This window comes from Citrobacter sp. W9 (genome assembly GCF_026719375.1).
GTDB lineage: Bacteria > Pseudomonadota > Gammaproteobacteria > Enterobacterales > Enterobacteriaceae > Citrobacter > Citrobacter werkmanii.
Window position 1 is genome coordinate 27913 of the sequence record NZ_JAPPTE010000024.1, and the last position, 19278, is coordinate 47190.

Annotated in this window: 10 protein-coding genes; 3 read left to right on the plus strand and 7 right to left on the minus strand. The window is 54.0% G+C overall.

Going from position 1 to position 19278, the window contains the following annotated elements; all coding sequences use genetic code 11:
* Nucleotides 1–37: 37 nt before the first annotated feature.
* Together OOJ59_RS23890 and smpB are read right to left on the minus strand one after the other, a co-directional pair.
* Nucleotides 38–11263 carry a BapA/Bap/LapF family large adhesin gene (locus OOJ59_RS23890; RefSeq protein ID WP_160956038.1) on the minus strand — a complete coding sequence of 3742 codons (11226 nt, stop codon included), beginning with the start codon at nucleotides 11261–11263 and terminating at the stop codon, nucleotides 38–40.
* A 567-nt stretch (nucleotides 11264–11830) separates the two neighbouring features.
* Complete coding sequence (gene smpB, locus OOJ59_RS23895) at nucleotides 11831–12313, minus strand: SsrA-binding protein SmpB (protein WP_043017973.1); 483 nt, start codon at nucleotides 12311–12313, stop codon at nucleotides 11831–11833.
* A gap of 154 nt (nucleotides 12314–12467) precedes the next feature.
* Between smpB and ratA the strand changes: the two genes are divergently transcribed.
* Nucleotides 12468–12911, plus strand: coding sequence for a type II toxin-antitoxin system toxin RatA (gene ratA / locus OOJ59_RS23900; RefSeq protein WP_038642770.1), 444 nt, complete (start codon nucleotides 12468–12470; stop codon nucleotides 12909–12911).
* Nucleotides 12895–13191 carry an RnfH family protein gene (locus OOJ59_RS23905; RefSeq protein ID WP_038642768.1) on the plus strand — a complete coding sequence of 99 codons (297 nt, stop codon included), beginning with the start codon at nucleotides 12895–12897 and terminating at the stop codon, nucleotides 13189–13191. Before ratA ends, OOJ59_RS23905 begins: the two co-directional genes overlap by 17 nt.
* Nucleotides 13192–13241: 50 nt before the next feature.
* Here the strand turns inward: OOJ59_RS23905 and bamE are convergent, their stop codons facing one another.
* The 3 genes from bamE to nadK form a co-directional block, all read right to left on the minus strand.
* Nucleotides 13242–13586, minus strand: coding sequence for an outer membrane protein assembly factor BamE (gene bamE / locus OOJ59_RS23910; RefSeq protein WP_003826401.1), 345 nt, complete (start codon nucleotides 13584–13586; stop codon nucleotides 13242–13244).
* Between the two features lie 149 nt (nucleotides 13587–13735).
* Nucleotides 13736–15397: a DNA repair protein RecN gene (gene recN, locus OOJ59_RS23915; protein ID WP_160956039.1), complete on the minus strand. Its 1662-nt coding sequence runs from the start codon at nucleotides 15395–15397 to the stop codon at nucleotides 13736–13738.
* An 85-nt stretch (nucleotides 15398–15482) separates the two neighbouring features.
* Nucleotides 15483–16361, minus strand: coding sequence for an NAD(+) kinase (gene nadK, locus OOJ59_RS23920; RefSeq protein WP_038642764.1), 879 nt, complete (start codon nucleotides 16359–16361; stop codon nucleotides 15483–15485).
* A gap of 122 nt (nucleotides 16362–16483) precedes the next feature.
* On the opposite strand from nadK, the gene grpE reads away from it, so the two are divergent.
* The gene (gene grpE / locus OOJ59_RS23925) at nucleotides 16484–17077 is read left to right on the plus strand and encodes a nucleotide exchange factor GrpE (RefSeq protein WP_038642760.1); all 594 of its coding nucleotides are present in this window, start codon (nucleotides 16484–16486) and stop codon (nucleotides 17075–17077) included.
* 49 nt (nucleotides 17078–17126) lie between these two features.
* Here the strand turns inward: grpE and OOJ59_RS23930 are convergent, their stop codons facing one another.
* Both OOJ59_RS23930 and OOJ59_RS23935 read right to left on the minus strand, forming a co-directional pair.
* Nucleotides 17127–18416 carry an HlyC/CorC family transporter gene (locus tag OOJ59_RS23930; RefSeq protein ID WP_038642758.1) on the minus strand — a complete coding sequence of 430 codons (1290 nt, stop codon included), beginning with the start codon at nucleotides 18414–18416 and terminating at the stop codon, nucleotides 17127–17129.
* Nucleotides 18417–18434: 18 nt separating this feature from the next.
* Nucleotides 18435–19226 carry a cytochrome C assembly family protein gene (locus OOJ59_RS23935; protein WP_042313291.1) on the minus strand — a complete coding sequence of 264 codons (792 nt, stop codon included), beginning with the start codon at nucleotides 19224–19226 and terminating at the stop codon, nucleotides 18435–18437.
* Nucleotides 19227–19278 lie beyond the last annotated feature (52 nt).

A 19278-nucleotide genomic window follows, 5' to 3' on the forward strand; every position in this document is an offset into this window, starting at 1 on the left:
GTTGCTCCGGGCGTCATGGCGCCCGGAGCTTTATGGATTAACCACCCGTGATGAGATGGTTGTTCTGTAGCAGTTCATTCAGCGTGGTGTTGACGTTCTCCAGGGTGATGAGGTTGGTGGATTGATAAGTTCCACCCGTGCCGTCGCGGTCGATGGCGATCACGGTGTTGGATCCGTTGGTGGTGACCTGTACGTAGTTCCCAAGCGTAGAAGCCTGATGGTTCCATCCGCTCAGCAGTTCGTGGATATCGATCTTGTCGCCCTGGGCCATCGAGAAGTTGGTCCAACTGTCGCTGTTGTTCCCTCCGGTTGCGTTGTTGGCATTAAGCAGGTGATAAATCAGCGTATCGCCGTATGCGCTGCCGGTCAGCCGATCGGCATCCACGGTGCTCACGACCTGCGGATTCATGTCGATGGTCAGCGTGGCGGTATCGGTATGGCCTTGCTGGTCGTTGAGGGTGTAGTTGAACGTCTCTTTGGTCGTGATGGAGGCCAGTGATACATCGCTGTTGAGGGCATAGGTGTAATGGCCGTCTATGCCGATGGTCAGTTTGCCGTACAGACCGTTAATGATGGCGCTGGTCGTGTTGCCAAGCGGATCCAACGTGGCAGTGCTACCGCCAGTGCCGTTCACCGTCAGCAGGGTATGCACGCTGGCAATATGGTCTCCGTCATAGATATTGCCCGTGACGCTGTTTGCGGCGGAGGTTTCGAAGTTTTGCAGATCGATTATCGTGCCTTTTACGCTTGGGGTGATGGTGATATTCCCCAGCCCCAGAGCCCCGACGCTGCCGGTGTAGTCGAGGCGGTAGTTACCGCTATGCAGTACAATCCCGCTCAGGGCAATATCAATATTGCCGCCAACCAGCAATCCGCCGTTGAACGAGCCGTTAGTCACCTTGACGTTATTACTGTCGTACAGTGTCCAGGTGACGGTTAGTCCGCCCAGCGTCAGACCTGAAGCGACGTTAAAATGCAGGATGGCGTTTTGCACCGCCGTTCCCGCTGCAACCTCAATAGTTCCTGTGCCATTTTGTGACGTTGCTGACAAGAGTTGGGCGTTCCAACTGGCGTTACCGACGCTATTATCGGTGAACGACCGGGATGTATCCGCCTGCGTGGTGACCGCCATCAGGGGGCTGATGTCGTTGACGGCATCCAGTGCCTGCGGGGTTGCCGTAATGTTCAGCGACGCGCTGCCGGTGTCGCCGTTTGGCGCCCGGACCTTATACACGAAGCTGTCAGGGGTGTTGATGCCGTCCGCGCCCAGCCCGCTTTTTAACGTGTAGGTGTAGTTCCCCTTCGCATCAATAGTCAGCGTGCCGTACTGCCCGTTTATGGTTGTGATGCCCGTCCCATTAACGGCGACGCCGTTCACCTCGGTAATAACGGTATTGGCCGGAGCCGAGTCATTGACCAACAGATTTCCGTTGGTCGACGCGCTCAGGCTGTCTACGGCGTAGGTATGATCCGTCTTAATGTCCAGTGTATAGGTGGTTGCCAGAGCCAGACCGCCGGAAGCGTTAAGCAGGAGCAGATAGTCTCCGCCAGGCAGCGTGATGGTGTATTCCGTAGAGCCGCCGGCTAACACCGCGGTGACCCAATTGGGCTTCACACGGAACTGTTCATATTGTTGAATAGACTCATTGAAGCGATAAATGTAGAGATCAAAACCGCCCACCGTCACGCCGAGAACATTCGCCTGCACGGTCAGCGTGCGGGTTGCGCCATCATCCACGTTGAATTTGATAGGGTTGGTCAGGCCGTTAACCAGACTGACGTCCAGCACATTACCCAGTCCAACGTTAACGAGCGTGAAGCCGGTTTGTTTTGACGTTCCATTATCGATCGCAATGACCTGTGTCCCGTAAGTCAGCGCGGCAATATCATCTGCTGCTGTGACTGTACTGGTCGCTGGGGGCTGGCCCAGCGTTACCACCAGTTTTGCCGATGAGCTATCTGCGCCATGCGTCAGCGTATAGGTGAAACTTTCGGAGCGTCCATACACTGAAATTGACGTATTAGTCAGGGTGTAGGTATAGCTACCGTTCTGATTAATATGCAGGATGCCGTATTTCCCCTGCACATCAATACCGCCCGCCGGGACGCTCACGATGTTGCCGTTACCGTCGGTAACGGAGGTGACCAGCGTGCCAGAAGGCGCGTTATCCTGCCCGTTGGTGGGATCGATATCCGTGATGATGTTGCCAGATTCCGTCGTACCGCCGATGATGGTCCCGGCGCTGCTTTTCACCACCGCGACATCAAGGCTGGTGTAAGAGCCCGTTGCCAGCAGGTTGGTGTTATAGCTTACGACACGGTAATCACCCCCCGTCAGTCCGCTGTAATTAAGCGTTACGCCAGAAGCGCCTAAGGTGAGAAGGCTGGCAAAGTTGGGTAGGCCGGTATCCACTACCGTCACCCAGGCATTCAGCGTAGTGTCAAAGCGCTGGATCACGATCTCCTGCGTGTTTAGCAGTGACAGGACCACGCCGGTCGCGGCTGCATTGATCGTAATGGATCCGCTGCCGCCAGAGACGATATTAAAATTGACGGTTGCCGTATCGTCCCCCAGCACGTTCGCCACATTACCCAGCGCGTTGACCAACAGGAAACCATAATCGCTTTTATGCTCGGTGCTGACGGTCACATCAGTCTGTAGCGGCAGACGGGTAATGTTGTCTTCGGCCAGCAACGGCAATACCGGGGCGATAACGCTTGTAGGCGATGATGTATTACCCGCTGCATCGGTCGCCGTGGCGGACAGCGATTGACCTTCAATCTGGCGAACCGGCAAGTTGACGCTATAGACACCGCTGCTGTTGGCGATGGCCGTCACGCTGGTGCCGCCGGGTAGAGAGATAGTAACCGTGCTTCCCGCTTCGGCGACGCCGCTTACGGTTCCGCCATCGGCGCTGATCAGTATTGTTGGCGCGGAGGGCGGGGTGGTATCCACAATCACGCTGAACGAACCGGACAATCCGCTGGTGCCGTTGGCATTTGTTGCCGTGGCGGTAAACGCGTGGTTACCTTCGCTGAGCGCGCCGGTTGGGGTAAAGCTCCAGAGCCCATTGCCATCTGCGGTCGTGGCGCCCATGAACACCCCGTTGTTATACAGTCGGACCACGGCGCTAGCCTGCGCCGTTCCGCTGAGCGTTGGCAGGGTGTCATTGGTGGTTTTGCCCGCCGTGACCAGACCAGTGACCGAGCCGACGTCATCGAACACGCTGGCAATAACGGGCGCAGGCGGTACACCGGTAAAGGGTGCCAGAACGTTGCCTGCTGTACCGATGTTGCCCGCGGCATCCTGTGCGCTAACCAACAGCGTTTGCCCACTGATTTGCGGTGGGTTCAGCGTGAAGGTGAAGTTACCGGAGGCGTTCGCGGTTGCCGTACCGAGCACCGTTCCGCCGTTAGAGGTAATGATGACCGTGCTGTTGGGCTCGGCAACGCCTGTGAGCGTCGTGCCGGTGGCGTTTACTGAAAGTCCGCCAGGAATGCCTGGCGCGACGGTATCGACCACTATCGCTGCGGGAGCCGATGTGCCGCTGGTGTTACCTGCACTGTCCGTTGCGGTGATGGTAAAGGAGTGGGGACCTTGTGCCAGCTCGGTGGACGGGGTGTAACTCCAGTTGCCGCTGCCGTCCGCCGTCACGCTGATGACGAAGATGCCGTTATCATAAATATCGATCCGCGCATTGGCTTCGGTGGTGCCGGTTAACGTTGGGCGTGCGTCATTGGTTGGCTGATTATTGCCAATCGCGCCGGTGTTTGGTCCGACATCATCAATAATGCTGCTGATTGCAGGCAGCGTCGGGGCGGTAGTATCCACCACGACGCTAAAACCGGCCGTCGCGCCGCTGGTATTGCCCGCCGCGTCGGTGGCGGTGACGGTGAAGGTGTGCGATCCACTCGCCAACGGCGTGGTTGGGGTAAACGACCAACTGTTATTGCTCTGCACCAGTGCCGTTCCCAGCAGGGTGCTCCCGTCATAGATACTGACGGTGCTGCCTGCTTCAGCGGTGCCGTTCAGCGTTGGGCGCGCATCGTTAGTGAGTTGCCCGTTGCTGAGCACCGCATTGAACACGCCGCCTGCGACGTCATCGACCACCGAGACCAGTATCGGAGTAGTTGGCGCAAGCGTGTCGACATTAATAGTAAATCCACTCGACGCCGGGCTGACGTTGCCGGCGGCGTCGGTGGCAATGGCGGTAAACACATGCTGACCGTTGCCCAGCGTGGCGGGCAGATATTCCCAGGTGCCGTCTATCGCCGCAGTCACCGTCGCCAGCAGCGTGCCATTATCGTAGATGGCCACTCGGGCGCCCGCTTCCGCCGAGCCGTTGAGTAACGGACGGGTGTCGTTAGTAAAGGCTCCGTTCGACAGCGTTCCGGTACCCGGCAGCACGTCATCAAAAGCCTGAATAATGGTTGGCACCAGGGGAGCGACGGTATCAACAACGATGTTAAATCCAGCGGACGCTGGGCTGACGTTTCCGGCAGCGTCCGTCGCGGTTGCTGTCAGAGCGTGGTTGCCATTGCCCAGGGCTGGCGGCGTGAAGCTCCAGGCGCCCGTCCCATCCGCTGTGGTTGAACCGATAAACGTTCCGTTATCGTAAATTTTGACCGTCGAATTGGCTTCAGCTGTGCCGTTGAGTGTGGGTTGTGTATCGTTTGTGGCCTGGCCGTTGTTCAGATTACCGGTTACCGGACCGACATCATCCGCAACCTGAGTAATGACCGGCGTCCCCGGCAACACCGTGTCGATGATAAGTGCGAAGCCATTGGATGGAGGGCTGGTATTACCCGCACTGTCTGTAGCGGTGACGGTCAGCGTATGTGGCCCGTTACTGAGTGCATCCGTTGGGGTTAAGCTCCAGGTACCGTTCGCGCCAACGGTCGTAGTGCCGATGGGCAGACCGTCGCTCAGGACAGTAATCGTCGCGCCAACTTCACCGGTGCCACTCAGGGCCGGACGGGATTCATTCGTGGTCTGGCCGTTGGTTATTGGGCCCGTTGTCGGGGCAGTGTTGTCCTGCACCGTGCTGATGACCGGTATTGACGGGGCAATAGAGTCCAGTTCAATCGTAAACGATGATGATACTCCGCCCGTATTTCCTGCCCGATCGGTGGCAACGGCGGTGAAAATATGCTGACCCTGGCCCAGGGGCGTTTCTGGCGTAAAGCTCCAGTTGCCCGACGCATCCACCTGAGTTGTCCCTAAGTCGCTACCATTATCACGGATCGTGATGATGGCGCCGATCTCACCTTTACCGTTCAGCGTTGGCAACGCATCGTTGGTCAACTGTCCGTTAGTTAGCGCCGTATTACCGGGTTGATCGTCAATCACCGAGGTGATGACTGGCGCAGCAGGGGGAAGCGTGTCGACGACGACCACAAACGGTGGCGTGGCCGGGCTGGTGTTGCCCGCGCCATCCGTGACGGAGGCGGTCAGTGAGTGGCTGCCTTCACCGAGAGCAGGCGCAGGCGTAAAGCTCCAGTTGCCGTTTTCATCGCTGGTGGTTGTGCCAATCACTGCGCCATTATCGCGGATGGTCACAACCGAATCCGCTTCAGTGGTCCCCGCGAGCGTTGGGGTATTATCGTTGGTCAACTGTCCGGAGGTCAGGGTCTGAGTTGTACCAACGTTGTCTGTGACCGTCACAATGGAGGGGGCATCCGGCGCCAGGGTATCGACAATGATCCGGAAGTCACTGGACGGATCTCCCTGGTTGCCTGCGGCATCTGTTGCGCGAGCGGTGAAGAGATGGTCACCTTCTCCCAGAGGATCGGTCGGGGTAAAGCTCCAGAAACCGTTGCTGTTTACCGTGGTTGTGGCATAAGCAACGCCTTTATCGTAAAGCGTGATGGTTGCGCCTGCTTCGCCGGTTCCGTTGAATGTTGGGCGTGAATCGTTGGTGATTTGCCCTTTATCCAACGATCCGGTGCCAGGGGCAACATCGTCAATGATGCTGGTGATAGTTGGCACCTGCGGAGCGGTGGTGTCGATGGTGATGGCGTAGTTGGGCGATAAACCGCTGGTGGTGCCGCCTACAGTTTGTGACACCGTGAAGTTATAGGTTGTGCCGTTAGTCAACGCAGTGGGTAACTGATAACTCCATGCACCAGAAACGGTGTCGGCTATCACCGGGGGGGATTGCAAAACACCATCTATATAAATATTAACAGTCGCCCCTGCGGTAGCTGTTCCTTGCAGCAGCGGTAAGGTGTCGTTAGTGGTTTTACCGTTGCCAATCACCCCCATGATGGGCGCGATGTCATCGACAATCTCAAGAGTCGGGGGATGTGGCACGTTGGAGATGGTGGCGTTAAACGGCGCAGGATCGCTCTGATTGCCTGCAGGATCCTGGGCAATAGCGGTGAGCGCCTGACCCGTTGTTTGTGCCGGTGAAATCGTGACAGTAAAGTTCCCTAAACCGTCAGCCACTCCCTGACCAAGAACGGTGTTGCCGCTACGGATAATTACCGTGCTGCCAATTTCTGCTGTGCCGCTTACTTTCGTCCCATCAGGATCTACGCTGGTAACAACTGGAATGGCAGGAGGCTGCGTATCGACAATCAACGTTAGCGGATTATCTGCCGCCAGTACGTTACCTGCCCCATCCTGGGCACCAAAGGTCAATGTGTGAGTAGCGTTGGGCGTAAGAGGAACTTCGACACTCCAACTGCCGTTCGCGGCAACGATAGTCGTGGCAATCGGTGTCGTTGTGCCGTCATAAATTAACACCGTACTGCCCGGCGTGCCGGTCCCGCTAATGGTTGGCATTGTATCGTCCGTCACGCTGCCGCTGGTTAGCGAACCAGTAAAGACGCCGACGTTATCCTGAATATCCGTGACCAGCGGTAGGGTCAGCTTCGTGTTGTTAACCGTAAACGAAATGCTGTTTGAGCTGTCGCTGATGTTACCGGCCGGATCGGTTGCGGTGGCGATCAGCGTGTAGCTCCCGTTGGTCAGTGCCGTCCCGGGCGTAATACTCCAGGTTCCGCCTGCCACCGTTGCTGTGCCGAGCACCGTACCGCCGTTATACAGCGTAATGATATCCCCGTCGGTGCCAGTACCTCGAATGGTTGGCGTGGTGTCATCGGTCACGCCGTTAGCCGCAACATCGCCCTGGACGTCGCCGACATTATCGTTAGCGGCGATAATCACCGGCGGCGCTGAAGGTGTCGTATCAATCCCCAGGGCAACAGCATCCGAACGTGGACTGACGTTACCAGCAGGATCGGTTGCAGTGAGGGTGACCTGATAATTGTCCGGATTAATGGGGCTGGTGGGCGTAAAGCTCCAGGAGCCATCTGCGCCAACGGTCGCAGTACCCAGCGGTGAAGTGTTGCCATCAAGGTAGATAGAAATAAGATCGCCAGGGTTGCCCGTGCCGCTAAAGGTTGGCGTGGTATCGTTAGTGATGCCGTTAGTGATGATGCCGGTTATCGGGTTGACGTCATCCGTTATGGTTGGCGGCTCTGGTTTTGCTGGCGGCAGGTTATCTACCGTCAGCGTAAAGCCTGCTGACGGGATCCCCGTGTTGCCAGCCACATCGGTCGCCGTCGCCGTAAATTTGTGCGGACCGTCCGGCAGTGGACCTGTCGGCGTATATGTCCAGCTTCCATTTGGCTGAACGGTGGTGGTACCAAGAAAAACGTTGTTATCGTAAAGGGTAATCGTCGCGCCTGGCTCGCCGGTTCCGGACAGTTCGGGGGTCGTGCTCTTGGTACTGCCACCGTTGCTCAACGTTTGTAGGGTTGTGCCAATCAGACCTTCTGCTGAGCTGATAACCGGGGCTGGCGGTGGGGTGGTATCAATGGTCAGCGTGAAATTACCTGGGTTACTGGCGTTGCCTGCAACGTCTGTCGCAATTGCTGACAAACTATGTGGACCTTCACTGAGCGGCTGGCTGAGTTGAATACTCCAGGTGCCATCAAGTAATACCGTTGTGCTACCAATCGACGTGGCGCCATCATAGAGGGTGATGGTAGAACCGGCTGTCCCGGTCCCTTTCAGCAGCGGCAAAGTATCGTTTGAGCGGCTACCGGTGGACAGAGCAATCGGCGCATTCCCGACGTCGTCGGTGGCAGTCAAAATGACAGGATTGCCTGGCGGTTGGGTATCTACGGTAACGCTGACCACGGTGGAGGAGGTGACGACGTTACCAGCGGCATCTGTAGCAGAGACTGTAAACTGGTGGATGCGGTCGCTGAGCGCCTGATTTGCCGGAACGGTATAACTCCAGGTTCCCGTGCTATCGACAAGCATGACTGTCATCAGGAAACTGCCATCGTACAGGCTCACCAAAGAACCGGGTTCACCGGTGCCTGATATGGTTGGCGTATTATCGTTGGTGACCCAACCGTTGTTCGCGACGCTACCTGTGATGCTGCCGACATCATCGTTAATCAGCGTAATCACGGGGACGGTCGGAGCGAGACTATCGACAATTATTTTCCAGCTTGCGGCGCTACTGGTATTGCTGGCGGCATCGGTTGCCGTCACCGTAAATATGTGCGCGCCTTGGGTCAACGCTGTTGTAGGCGTATAGTTCCAGTTACCGTTGAGATCAGCGGTGACGGTCGTTAACAGTTCGCCGTTATCGTAAATTTTAACCTGAGCTCCGGCCTCGGCAGTGCCTTCGAGTTTAGGTTTATCGTCGTTAGTTAAGCCGTTGTTACTGATGGGGCCGATGACATCCGCAACATCATCCGTCACGGCAACGATAATCGGCTGGTTTGGTGTGGTGATATCCGGTGCCAGCGCCGAGGTTGGCAGACTTTCGTTATTATTGCTGTCAGTTGCGGTGACTTTTACCGTTTCGCCGTTCATTTGCGACGGTGTAATCGACACGGTGAAGTTGCCACCGTTGTCAGCCTGACCAACACCAATCTGATTGCCGTTGCTGTCTTTGACAGTGACGGTGCTTCCCGCTTCGGCATGTCCGCTTACAGAACCGCCGTCCCCAGCGACGATGACGCCGGTTGGCGCATCAGGTGCTGTGGTATCTGGTGCGGTAATCGGAGTGTTACCGCTGGTATTGCCTGCTGCATCAGTTGCATTCGCGTTAAGGCGTTCACCGTTAGTCTGCGGCGGAACCAGCGTGGCGGTGAAATCTCCGCTCGGGCCAGCAGTTGCTGTTCCAATGATTGCGCCATCTGGATCCAGAATATGTACCGTACTGTTGGGTTCTGCGGTGCCGGTAACCTGATCGCCCGTAGGATTAATTATCAGGTTAGCAGGCGGCTGCGGAGCCGTGATATCTGGCGCGAGCGTGGTTTCTGGCTGGCTTGGGTTGCCTGCCGGATCGGTCGCGATGGCGGTAATCGTTTCGCCATTGGTCTGTGGCGGGGTAATGGGGATGGTAAATGATCCATCTTCTCCGGCGACGCCGCTGCCGATCGGAGTGTTATTACTGTCGGTGATAACGACAGTATTGCCCGGCTCGGCCGTCCCGGTGACAACGCTGCCGTCTGCGGAGACGCTGAGATCGTCTGGTGGCGACGGCGGCTGTATGTCGATACTAATATTAAATGTTGGCGACATACCGCCTGTCCCTAGCTGGTTTGTTGCCGTGGCGCTGAAAGCGTGCGGCCCTTCCGGCAACGGCGTAGCGGATGTCCAGCTCCAGTTGCCATTGGCGTCGGCAACCACGCTTTCGATAATCGTACCATTGTTATAAATGTTAACGGTGCTGTTAGCGTCCGCAGTGCCAGAGAGCGTTGGCGTTTGATCGTTGGTGGCCTGATTGTTGCTCAATAACCCGATTGACGGTGCGGCATCATCCATAACGCTGACGATAACGGGTACGCCCGGATAGCCGGAATTTGTGGCATAAAATGGGGTATCTGGCCCGATGTTGCCCGCCTTATCCTGAATCTTCGCGAGCAACGCTTCGCCGTGCGTCTGTGAGGGGGAAATCGCGATGACGAAATTGCCGGTTTGATCGACCGTTATTGCACCTAAAACCTGGCTATTACTACCAATGATAGTGACCAGACTTCCTGCTTCCGCTCTACCCGTTACCGTGGTGCCTTCGAGGTTTACGGTGGAAATCACCGCGCCTGCAGGCGCGGTCGTATCAACGGTAAATGTCGGCAGGCTCGTTTCCGCGCCCACATTACCTGCGGCGTCAGTTTGCGTCAGCGTCAGATTGTGAACGCCGTCGCTGAGTGGCGTATCAGGCGTAAAGGTCCAGTTACCATTGTCATCTACTGGCTCCATACCAATCAGGATGCCATTGTCATAGATGCTGATGGTACTCCCTGCTTCGCCAGTACCAGTGAGAGTTGGCGTGGCATCGTCGGTTTCACCGCCATTGGCGATAAGACCGGTAATGGAACCGACATTGTCTATTTCTTGTGTAACCACGGGGGCATCAGGGGCAAGCGTATCGACAATAATCACCCAACTGTCTGACATCCCACTACTACCCGCATTATTTGACGCGCTGACGGTAAACTGGTGAGTGCCGTCTGCAAGAGGGGATGAGGGGGTAAACGACCAGTGGCCGTTGGCATCGATAGTAACCTGGCCTATTTCGACGCCGTTATCAAAAATATGTAATGTGGCATTTGCCGGGCCGGTACCCTGAAGTTCAGGCGTATTATCGTTGGTGGACTCCTGTTGATTGACAAGGCCGGTAATAAGCTCCAGGTCGTCAATTACGCTGGTGATGACGGGCATGTCTGGCATATTGGGGGTTGTTGTTGGCGGCGCGCCGTTATCGCCATCGCCACTACCGCTGCCGCCGTTACCATTGCCGTTTCCGGCATTACCGTTGCCGCCGCTACCATTACCGTTTCCGGCATTATTATCGCTCCCGCCGCTGCCACCGCCGCCGCCACCTCCTGCAGCGAGGCCAATTCCGCCAGCGACCGCAACCCCGCCAAGGACCCAGGGCCAGATTGCGCCTCCGTCATGACTGCCTTCGGCCGTCATCAGCGGCGTGAGATCGTCCAGGTGCTGAAAATGGAAAGCACCATCCGTATCCTGAACCCACCATAGCGCGCCATTGCTGTCTTCCAGAACGAGCTGGTTTTGCGCATCACCTTTTCCGACGTAAAAATTTTTAATGGTGATGGTTTCACCTGAACGGAGTGTGACAACCAGATCCTGATTAACACGAGTCAACTGGCTGACCTCCTCACGTGAAACGGACAGTTTCACAATAGAAGGTGAGTTGAGTGTAATTTCAGAGGCTTCAACATTGGTAGAAACACCAGTCAACTTCGATACAACGGCGAGTAGACGCATATGTTCACTCCTGATGGCAGGTCGGGAGTATTAATCCGCAACGGCGTGCCGGAAAAATGAGCAGACAGGTGCCTCGTTCATCATAATGATGAACTTACACATGTAATTTCATGGATAAGATTTACTGGTATCAGTTTCTGAAAAAATTAAGTCGTAGTCTGAGCACCAAAATAGTTCTTTCGTATTAGATGATATAGTCAGAAAGAAAAGTTTCTGCAATGTCCAGATATTAAAAACATATGGTGATATTTTGCATCGAAATGAGTTAAACGTTTCGATAAATAGGTTTTATTTATAAGTTGCTGTAATTGTTGTTTTTGTTATTTATTGTTAATAATAAACAACAGTAATAATAATGCTATTTTGAAAGATGAAAAATAGCGCGCGGGAGTACTTGAAGTTTTATTTTATTGGACTACTGCTTGCCTGCAGGCTGGGGTTCGTATTTTTAACTGAACGATTCAGCAATGGAATCTATAATTACTATGAATGTATTGTGCGACTTTCAATAACTAAAAAATAAAGGCCAGTCATCATGGTGATAGACTGGCCACAGAGAAAAGAAGGTTATCGCCCGGCATTTTTCATAATACGTGCTTTATCCACCTGCCATTCGCGTTCTTTCACGTCGGAGCGCTTGTCGTGTTGTTTCTTACCTTTGGCGACGCCAATTTTTACTTTACACCAGGCGTTCTTCCAGTACAGCGACAGTGCTACTACGGTATAACCATCCCGATTCATACGACCATACAAAGAGTCGAGTTCGCGCTGGTTTAACAGTAGCTTACGGGTACGGGTGGGATCGCATACCACGTGTGTTGAGGCAACGGCCATCGGTGTGAAGTTGGCGCCAAACAGGAACGCTTCGCCGTCTTTGAGTATAACGTAGCTATCGCCGATGTTAGCTTTACCTGCGCGCAAGGATTTGACTTCCCAGCCCTGCAGAGCGAGTCCTGCTTCGAACTCTTCTTCGATAAAGTATTCGTGTCGTGCGCGTTTGTTAAGCGCGATTGTGGCTGAGCCAGGTTTGTGTGCTTTTTTCTTCGTCATAATGCCGCTCAGTATAGGTAATCTGGAATCGAAAAACACCCCATTTCATCCAGCGGGGCGCAAGGCGCTATCTTAGCACGAGTTGGGCTATAGCGTTTTTTTTAGCGAGTGATAAATGGTATTATTTGTGTGATTGATATTGATGGAAATTGTTATGCCTCAGATTAGCCGGACCGCTTTAGTACCTTACAGTGCGGAGCAGATGTATCAGTTAGTGAATGATGTTAAATCCTATCCCCAGTTTTTACCGGGGTGCACCGGTAGCCGCGTACTGGAGTCGACTCCGGGACAAATGACGGCCGCAGTGGATGTCTCCAAAGCAGGGATTAGCAAAACGTTCACCACGCGTAACCAACTGACCAGTAACCAGAGCATCCTGATGCATCTGGTCGATGGACCGTTTAAAAAACTGATTGGCGGCTGGAAGTTTACGCCGTTAAGCCAGGACGCGTGTCGCATTGAGTTTCATCTCGATTTCGAGTTCACGAATAAACTCATCGAGCTGGCGTTTGGCCGCATCTTTAAAGAGCTGGCTTCGAATATGGTGCAGGCTTTCACGGTTCGCGCGAAAGAGGTTTACAGTGTCAGCGTCGGCTAAAATTGTCGTTGAAGTGGCATATGCGCTGCCCGAAAAACAGTATTTACAGCGCGTAACGCTGCAGCAGGGCGCAACGGTGGAAGAGGCTATCCGCGCTTCCGGGCTGCTGGAATTGCGTAATGATATCGATCTCAGCAAAAATAAAGTGGGCATCTACAGCCGTCCGGTAAAGCTTGCGGATGTTCTGCATGACGGCGATCGGGTGGAAATTTATCGGCCGCTGATTGCCGATCCCAAAGAGCTGCGCAGGCAGCGAGCAGAGAAATCCGCTAAAAAATAACAGACAATAAAAAAGGTGCTCATTGAGCACCTTTTTTTGATCTCTCAAACCTACTTGTTGTCGGTCAGGGCAGGTTTGTTATCAATGTTGGTCAATACGCCGCTGCTGTTAAAGGTCAGCGTCAGCGTTTGCTGAGTTACGCCTTCATGTCCAGGTTGCTGACGGAACACATAGAACCAGGTGTTTGTGCCAAAAGGATCGGACATCATCGGGGTACCCAGAGCATAAGCAACCTGCTGTTGCGTCATGCCTGTACGCACTTTGGCGACATCGGTTGGTGTCAGATAATTTCCCTGGTTGATGTCAGGGCGGTAAACCACTCGCTCCAGAGTGGAACAGCCTGCAGTCAACATCAGTAGTACTGCTGCAGCAGCAGTCAGCGTTTTACAGCGCATAGTGATTTGATTCCTTTTCGGGCCCGAGCAGTACGCGGCTCATATGTAATATGCCGATGATAATAGACCTTTCACCACTTTAAAACCTTTTGCTGTCGGGTCGGTCGGCGATTTTATGTTGAACTCAGACCTTCACAAGGGAAAAAAGTTTATGCCGCCAGCAGTTCTTTTGCGTTTGCGAGGGTGTTGCGCGTGACTTCGCTTCCGCCAAGTAAGCGGGCTAACTCCTGCAGACGCGCGCGTTTATCAAGCGGCTGCATGTGTGTTTCCGTCATTGCGCCGTCAGTTTCCTTGCTGACATAGAAATGTTGATGACCACAACCAGCAACCTGCGGCAGGTGAGTTACGCACATAACCTGGGTTGATTCCCCCAACTGACGCAGCATTTTGCCCACGACCGCAGCAGTTGGACCGCTGATGCCGACATCAACCTCATCGAAAATCAGCGCCGGGGTTTCCATTTTACGTGCGGTAATAACCTGAATAGCCAGAGCGATGCGCGACAGCTCGCCGCCAGAAGCAACTTTCGCGATCGGCTGTAACGGCTGACCCGGGTTAGTGGTAACTTTAAACTCCACGCGATCGGCACCGTCCGCGCTCAGATGGTGCTCATCAAATTTTACATCAATGCAAAAGAGACCATGCGGCATCGAAAGGGTATGCATACTCTCGGTAATGAGTTGTCCCAGTTCCTGCGCATAATGCTGGCGCTGTTGGTGCAACCTTTTTGCTGTTTCCAGCGCCTGCTGGTGGTGATTGTTCACCGCCAGGGTTAAGGTTTCGAGCGAGTCGGCCTGATCGTCAAGTTGCTGTTGCTCATCTAACAAAGACTGATAGAACTGCGGCAACGCTTCCGGGGAGACGTGATGCTTACGTGCCAACGAGATTTGCTTTGAAATACGCTGCTCAAGTTCGAACAAACGGTTAGGGTCTAAATCCAGACGATCGCAATAGTGGCGCAGTTCATCGCTGGCTTCGCTGAGCTGAATGGTTGCCTCTTCCAGCATATCCAGGATACCGGAAAGTTTGCCGTCCATGCCTGCGAGTTCAGTGACCAGGTGTTTTGCGGTGTACAATTGGCTCTGCAGATTGATGTCTTCGCCATCTGCGAGGATAGCCAGCGCCTGCTGGCTGGTGGTGAGCAATTGCCCGCTGTTAGCCAGACGCTTGTACTCTTCATCAATTTGCTCAAACTCGCCCGGCTGCGGGTTGAATTCGTTCAATTCTTTTAGCTGATATTGCAACAGTTCCGCCCGTGCTGCGCGTTCCTGACTTTGTTGCTGATGATGCGCCAGATCGCGGCAGCTTTGGTGCCATAGCTGATAGCGCGCGGTCATTTCCTGGGTCAGGGATGCTTCATTGGCGTAACCATCAAGCAGGAATTTTTGGTGTTCGGATTTCGTCAGAAGCTGGTGCGCGTGCTGACCGTGGATTTGAATCAGCAGCTGGCCCAGCTCACGAAGCTGTGACAGCGGAACGGCGGTACCGTTAATAAAGCCACGGGAGCGGCCGTCGCTGCTGATCACGCGACGCAGCAAGCACTCACGGCCATCTTCAAGCTGGTTCTCTTCCAGCCAGCGCAGAGCTGCCGGGGTGTCTTTTAAGGCGAAACGGGCGCAGAGGTCGGCTCGCGCAGCGCCTGCGCGCACCATGTCAGCGTCTGCGCGCCCGCCCAGGCACAAACCGAGAGCATCAATGGCAATGGACTTACCCGCACCTGTCTCACCGGTGATGACGGTCATGCCGTTCTGGAAATCGATCTCAAGTTCACGAACGATAGCAAAATTGCTGATGGTCAGTTGTGCCAACATAGCTGTTTTCCTGTATGAAAAACCATAACTGTAATTACATACAGTATAAACTGGTTTTTTATACAGTAAAGAGGTTGGCGTTAAATTAGAATAATTTTTTTGACCAGCCCAGCTTTGTACTTAATGTATTGAAATAGCTGTAATCTTTTGGATGTATCAGGTTCAGATGATAATCACAGCGGCGGATCAATACGTCTTCCCCTTCCTGTATCGGCAGGGCGATTTGGCTGTCGCAGCTGATCTCCAGATCGCTACGGCGATGAGAAAAGCGCAGGCGAATGGTGCTGCTGCTATTGATCACCAGCGGACGCGCAGAAAGCGTATGCGGGAACATCGGTACCAGCGTAATAGCGTCCAGAGAAGGCGTCAGAATTGGGCCTCCGGCAGAGAGGGAGTAGGCGGTAGAACCGGTAGGCGTAGAGATAATTAGCCCGTCGGAACGCTGAGAGAAGGCAAAGATTTCATCGATATACACTTCGAACTCAATCATGTGCGCCACTTTGCCTGGATGCAGTACCACTTCGTTGATTGCGGTGCTGATGCGCTTCTGGCAATCCTGCTGGCATACCTGGGCTTCGAGTAAAAAGCGTTTTTCGCTGATGTAGTGGCCTTCCAGCACGTCGGCTAATTGTTGGTGGGCATTGTCTGGATCGAGGTCGGTGAGGAAACCGAGGTTACCACGGTTAATGCCGATAACCTTGATGTCATAACGTGCCAGGGTGCGCGCAGCGCCCAGCATATTGCCGTCGCCACCGACGACTACGGCGAGGTCTGCCTGCTGGCCAATCTCCGCGAGCGTACCGGTTTTCACATTTTTCAGCTGTAGCTCGTGAGCGATTTGTTGCTCCACGATAACCTCATAACCTTTGGTGCACAGCCAACGGTAGAGCATTTCATGTGTTGTCAGTGCAGTGGGGTGACGTGGATGCCCCACAATGCCAATACACTTGAAATGATTGTTCATTTTCTCGAGGTCCTTGTAACGAAGATTAGTGACAATGTGAGTACTTCCCTTGAAACCCTGAATCTTATCCCCATAATAATCCAGGTTAGCGAGATGAATGCGAAAAAAACGCGGAGAAATTCATGAGTAGTAAAGAACAGAAAACGCCTGAGGGGCAAGCCCCGGAAGAAATTATCATGGATCAGCACGAAGAAGTTGAGGCGGTTGAACCAGACGCTTCTGCTGAGCAGGTGGATCCGCGCGATGAAAAAATTGCGAATCTGGAAGCTCAGCTTGCTGAAGCCGAAACTCGCGAGCGCGACAGCGTGTTGCGTATCAAAGCGGAAATGGAAAACCTGCGTCGTCGTACCGAACTGGACGTAGAAAAAGCGCATAAATTTGCGCTGGAAAAATTCGTCAACGAGCTGCTGCCGGTGCTGGACAGTCTGGATCGTGCGCTGGAAGTAGCGGACAAAGACAATGATGCGATGGCGCCGATGATTGAAGGTATTGAGCTGACGCGTAAGTCAATGCTGGATGTGGTGGCGAAGTTTGGTGTGCAGGTGGTTGCGGATATCGATGTGCCGATGGACCCGAACGTGCATCAGGCCATTGCAATGGTAGAGTCTGACGACGTTGCTGCCGGTAATGTGCTGATGGTCATGCAGAAAGGCTATACCCTGAACGGACGTACCATCCGTGCGGCGATGGTCTCCGTGGCGAAAGCCAAAGGCTAATCAGCCTCGGGCCGGGTAATGCTGATGCGCTACCCGGTCCGGACTCCTCTCACTGGTCCGATACGCTCTCGCGCAGCGGTGTAACCGGCAACACTTGTACCTGTTTAATCATATTGTCCTGCACGTCGAGAATATCGATATCGTACTGCCCAATACGCACTCGCGTTCCGGCAACCGGGATCTCTTCCAGCGCTTCAAGAATAATACCGTTCACGGTACGTGCGTCATCCTCCGGCAGGTGCCAGTTAAACGCCTTATTGATTTCACGAACGTTGGCGCTGCCGTCAATGATCACTGAGCCATCATTCTGCGGCGTCACCTCTTCGGCAAGCGTCGGTGACATTGACGTGGTGAAATCGCCGACAATCTCTTCCAGAATATCTTCGACCGTGACCAGCCCCTGAATATCGCCATATTCATTGACCACCAGACCCACTTTCTTCTTATTGCGCTGAAATTTAATGAGCTGGGTGCTGAGGGGCGTACCTTCCGGGACGTAATAAATTTCGTCAGCCGCGCGTAACATGGTCTCTTTGGTGAACTCTTTTTTCTCCGCCATTAATCGCCAGGCTTCGCGTACGCGCAGCATACTGATGGCATCGTCGAGTGAGTCGCGGTACAGCACAATACGACCGTGGGGGGAGTGCGAAAGCTGGCGCACGATTGATTTCCAGTCGTCGTTAATATCAATGCCGATGATTTCACTGCGCGGCACCATGATGTCATCGACGCTGACTTTTTCCAGATCCAGCACGGACAGCAGCATATCCTGATTACGACGTGAGATTTGGGAACGTGATTCATTCACCAGCGTTCGCAGTTCATCTTTACTCAGCGAACCGCTCACCACGATATCCGTTTTGATACCCATCATGCGCATCAGCAGACGGGTGATGGTATTAAGCAACCAGACCAGCGGCATCATGATGATTTGCAGGGGGGCCAGCAAAAAACTGCTCGGGTAGGCGACTTTTTCTGGATACAGCGCGGCAATGGTCTTTGGCAGTACTTCGGCAAAAACCAGCACCACAAACGTTAGCACCCCGGTGGCGATGGCGACGCCGGCATCGCCATACAGGCGCATACCGACAATAGTGCCAAGCGCGGAGGCCAGAATATTCACCAGGTTATTACCGATCAGTACCAGGCTTATCAGGCGATCCGGCTTGCGAAGTAACTTTTCAACGCGTTTTGCCTGACGATTACCTTGCTTGGCCCGATGCCGCAGACGATAGCGATTCAGAGTCATCATTCCGGTTTCAGAACCGGAAAAATAGGCGGAAATGACCACCATGATGAGAAGCGTGACAATGAGCGTGGTGGTGGAGATGTGTTCCACGTAGGGTTCCTTAAAGATTTAACTCACGAACTGCTGCAGTATACGGCTGCCGAAATAGGCCAGCGTCAGAATGACTGCGCCTGCGACGTTAAACCATACGACGCGACGTCCGCGCCAGCCTTCATGGTAATGCCCCCACAACAGAACGATATAGACAAACCATGCCACGATAGAAAGAACGGCTTTATCAATATTTTCAGTACTGAACAGGTTATGCATGTAAAACAGGCCAGTACACAGAGTGAGCGTCAGCAGAACCACGCCGATCTGGGTGATATGAAACATTTTCCGCTCAATGCTCATCAGTGGCGGCATTTCATTACTGAACGCCAGTTTTTTGTTTTTCAATTGATAATCGATCCAGGCCAGCTGCAGTGCATACAGCGCGGCGATAATCAGCGTGGCGTAAGCAAACAGCGATAGCCCGATGTGAATCATCATGCCCGGTGTCGCTTCGAGATGGGTGATGAACTCGTTAGGCATAAACGTCGCGAAGGCGAGGTTGATCAGAGCAAAGGCGTAGACAATGGGCAGTAATAGCCAGCCACGGTTGCGTGAAGCGACGATAGTCATTACCGTGCAGATCATCAGGCTAACCAGCGAGCCAACGTTCAACAGGCTCAGGTTTTGTCCGCTTTCACCGCCGGGCAGGATACGCGCTTCCAGGGCGATAGCATGGCTTACCAGCGCGACGACCGCAGAAAGAATAGCCATACGCCGCCAGCCGCTGTTTTTTTGCAGCAGAGCGGGAATAATCAGCGCGAGGCTGACTGAGTAGGCGACAAGGGCGAGCAGAGCAAAAACGGGCATATTAGGTGTCGACAGTTGGCCAGTGATAAAGAAAAGCAGTATAGCGTTACGT

What these genes read in the sequence shown, in the direction of transcription:
- ratA (WP_038642770.1), top strand. Translation starts at nt 12,468, where the DNA reads ATGCCTCAGATTAGCCGGACCGCTTTAGTACCTTACAGTGCGGAGCAG.
- grpE (WP_038642760.1), top strand. Translation starts at nt 16,484, where the DNA reads ATGAGTAGTAAAGAACAGAAAACGCCTGAGGGGCAAGCCCCGGAAGAA.
- recN (WP_160956039.1), bottom strand. Translation starts at nt 15,397, where the DNA reads ATGTTGGCACAACTGACCATCAGCAATTTTGCTATCGTTCGTGAACTT.
- bamE (WP_003826401.1), bottom strand. Translation starts at nt 13,586, where the DNA reads ATGCGCTGTAAAACGCTGACTGCTGCTGCAGCAGTACTACTGATGTTG.
- smpB (WP_043017973.1), bottom strand. Translation starts at nt 12,313, where the DNA reads ATGACGAAGAAAAAAGCACACAAACCTGGCTCAGCCACAATCGCGCTT.
- nadK (WP_038642764.1), bottom strand. Translation starts at nt 16,361, where the DNA reads ATGAACAATCATTTCAAGTGTATTGGCATTGTGGGGCATCCACGTCAC.
- OOJ59_RS23890 (WP_160956038.1), bottom strand. Translation starts at nt 11,263, where the DNA reads ATGCGTCTACTCGCCGTTGTATCGAAGTTGACTGGTGTTTCTACCAAT.
- OOJ59_RS23935 (WP_042313291.1), bottom strand. Translation starts at nt 19,226, where the DNA reads ATGCCCGTTTTTGCTCTGCTCGCCCTTGTCGCCTACTCAGTCAGCCTC.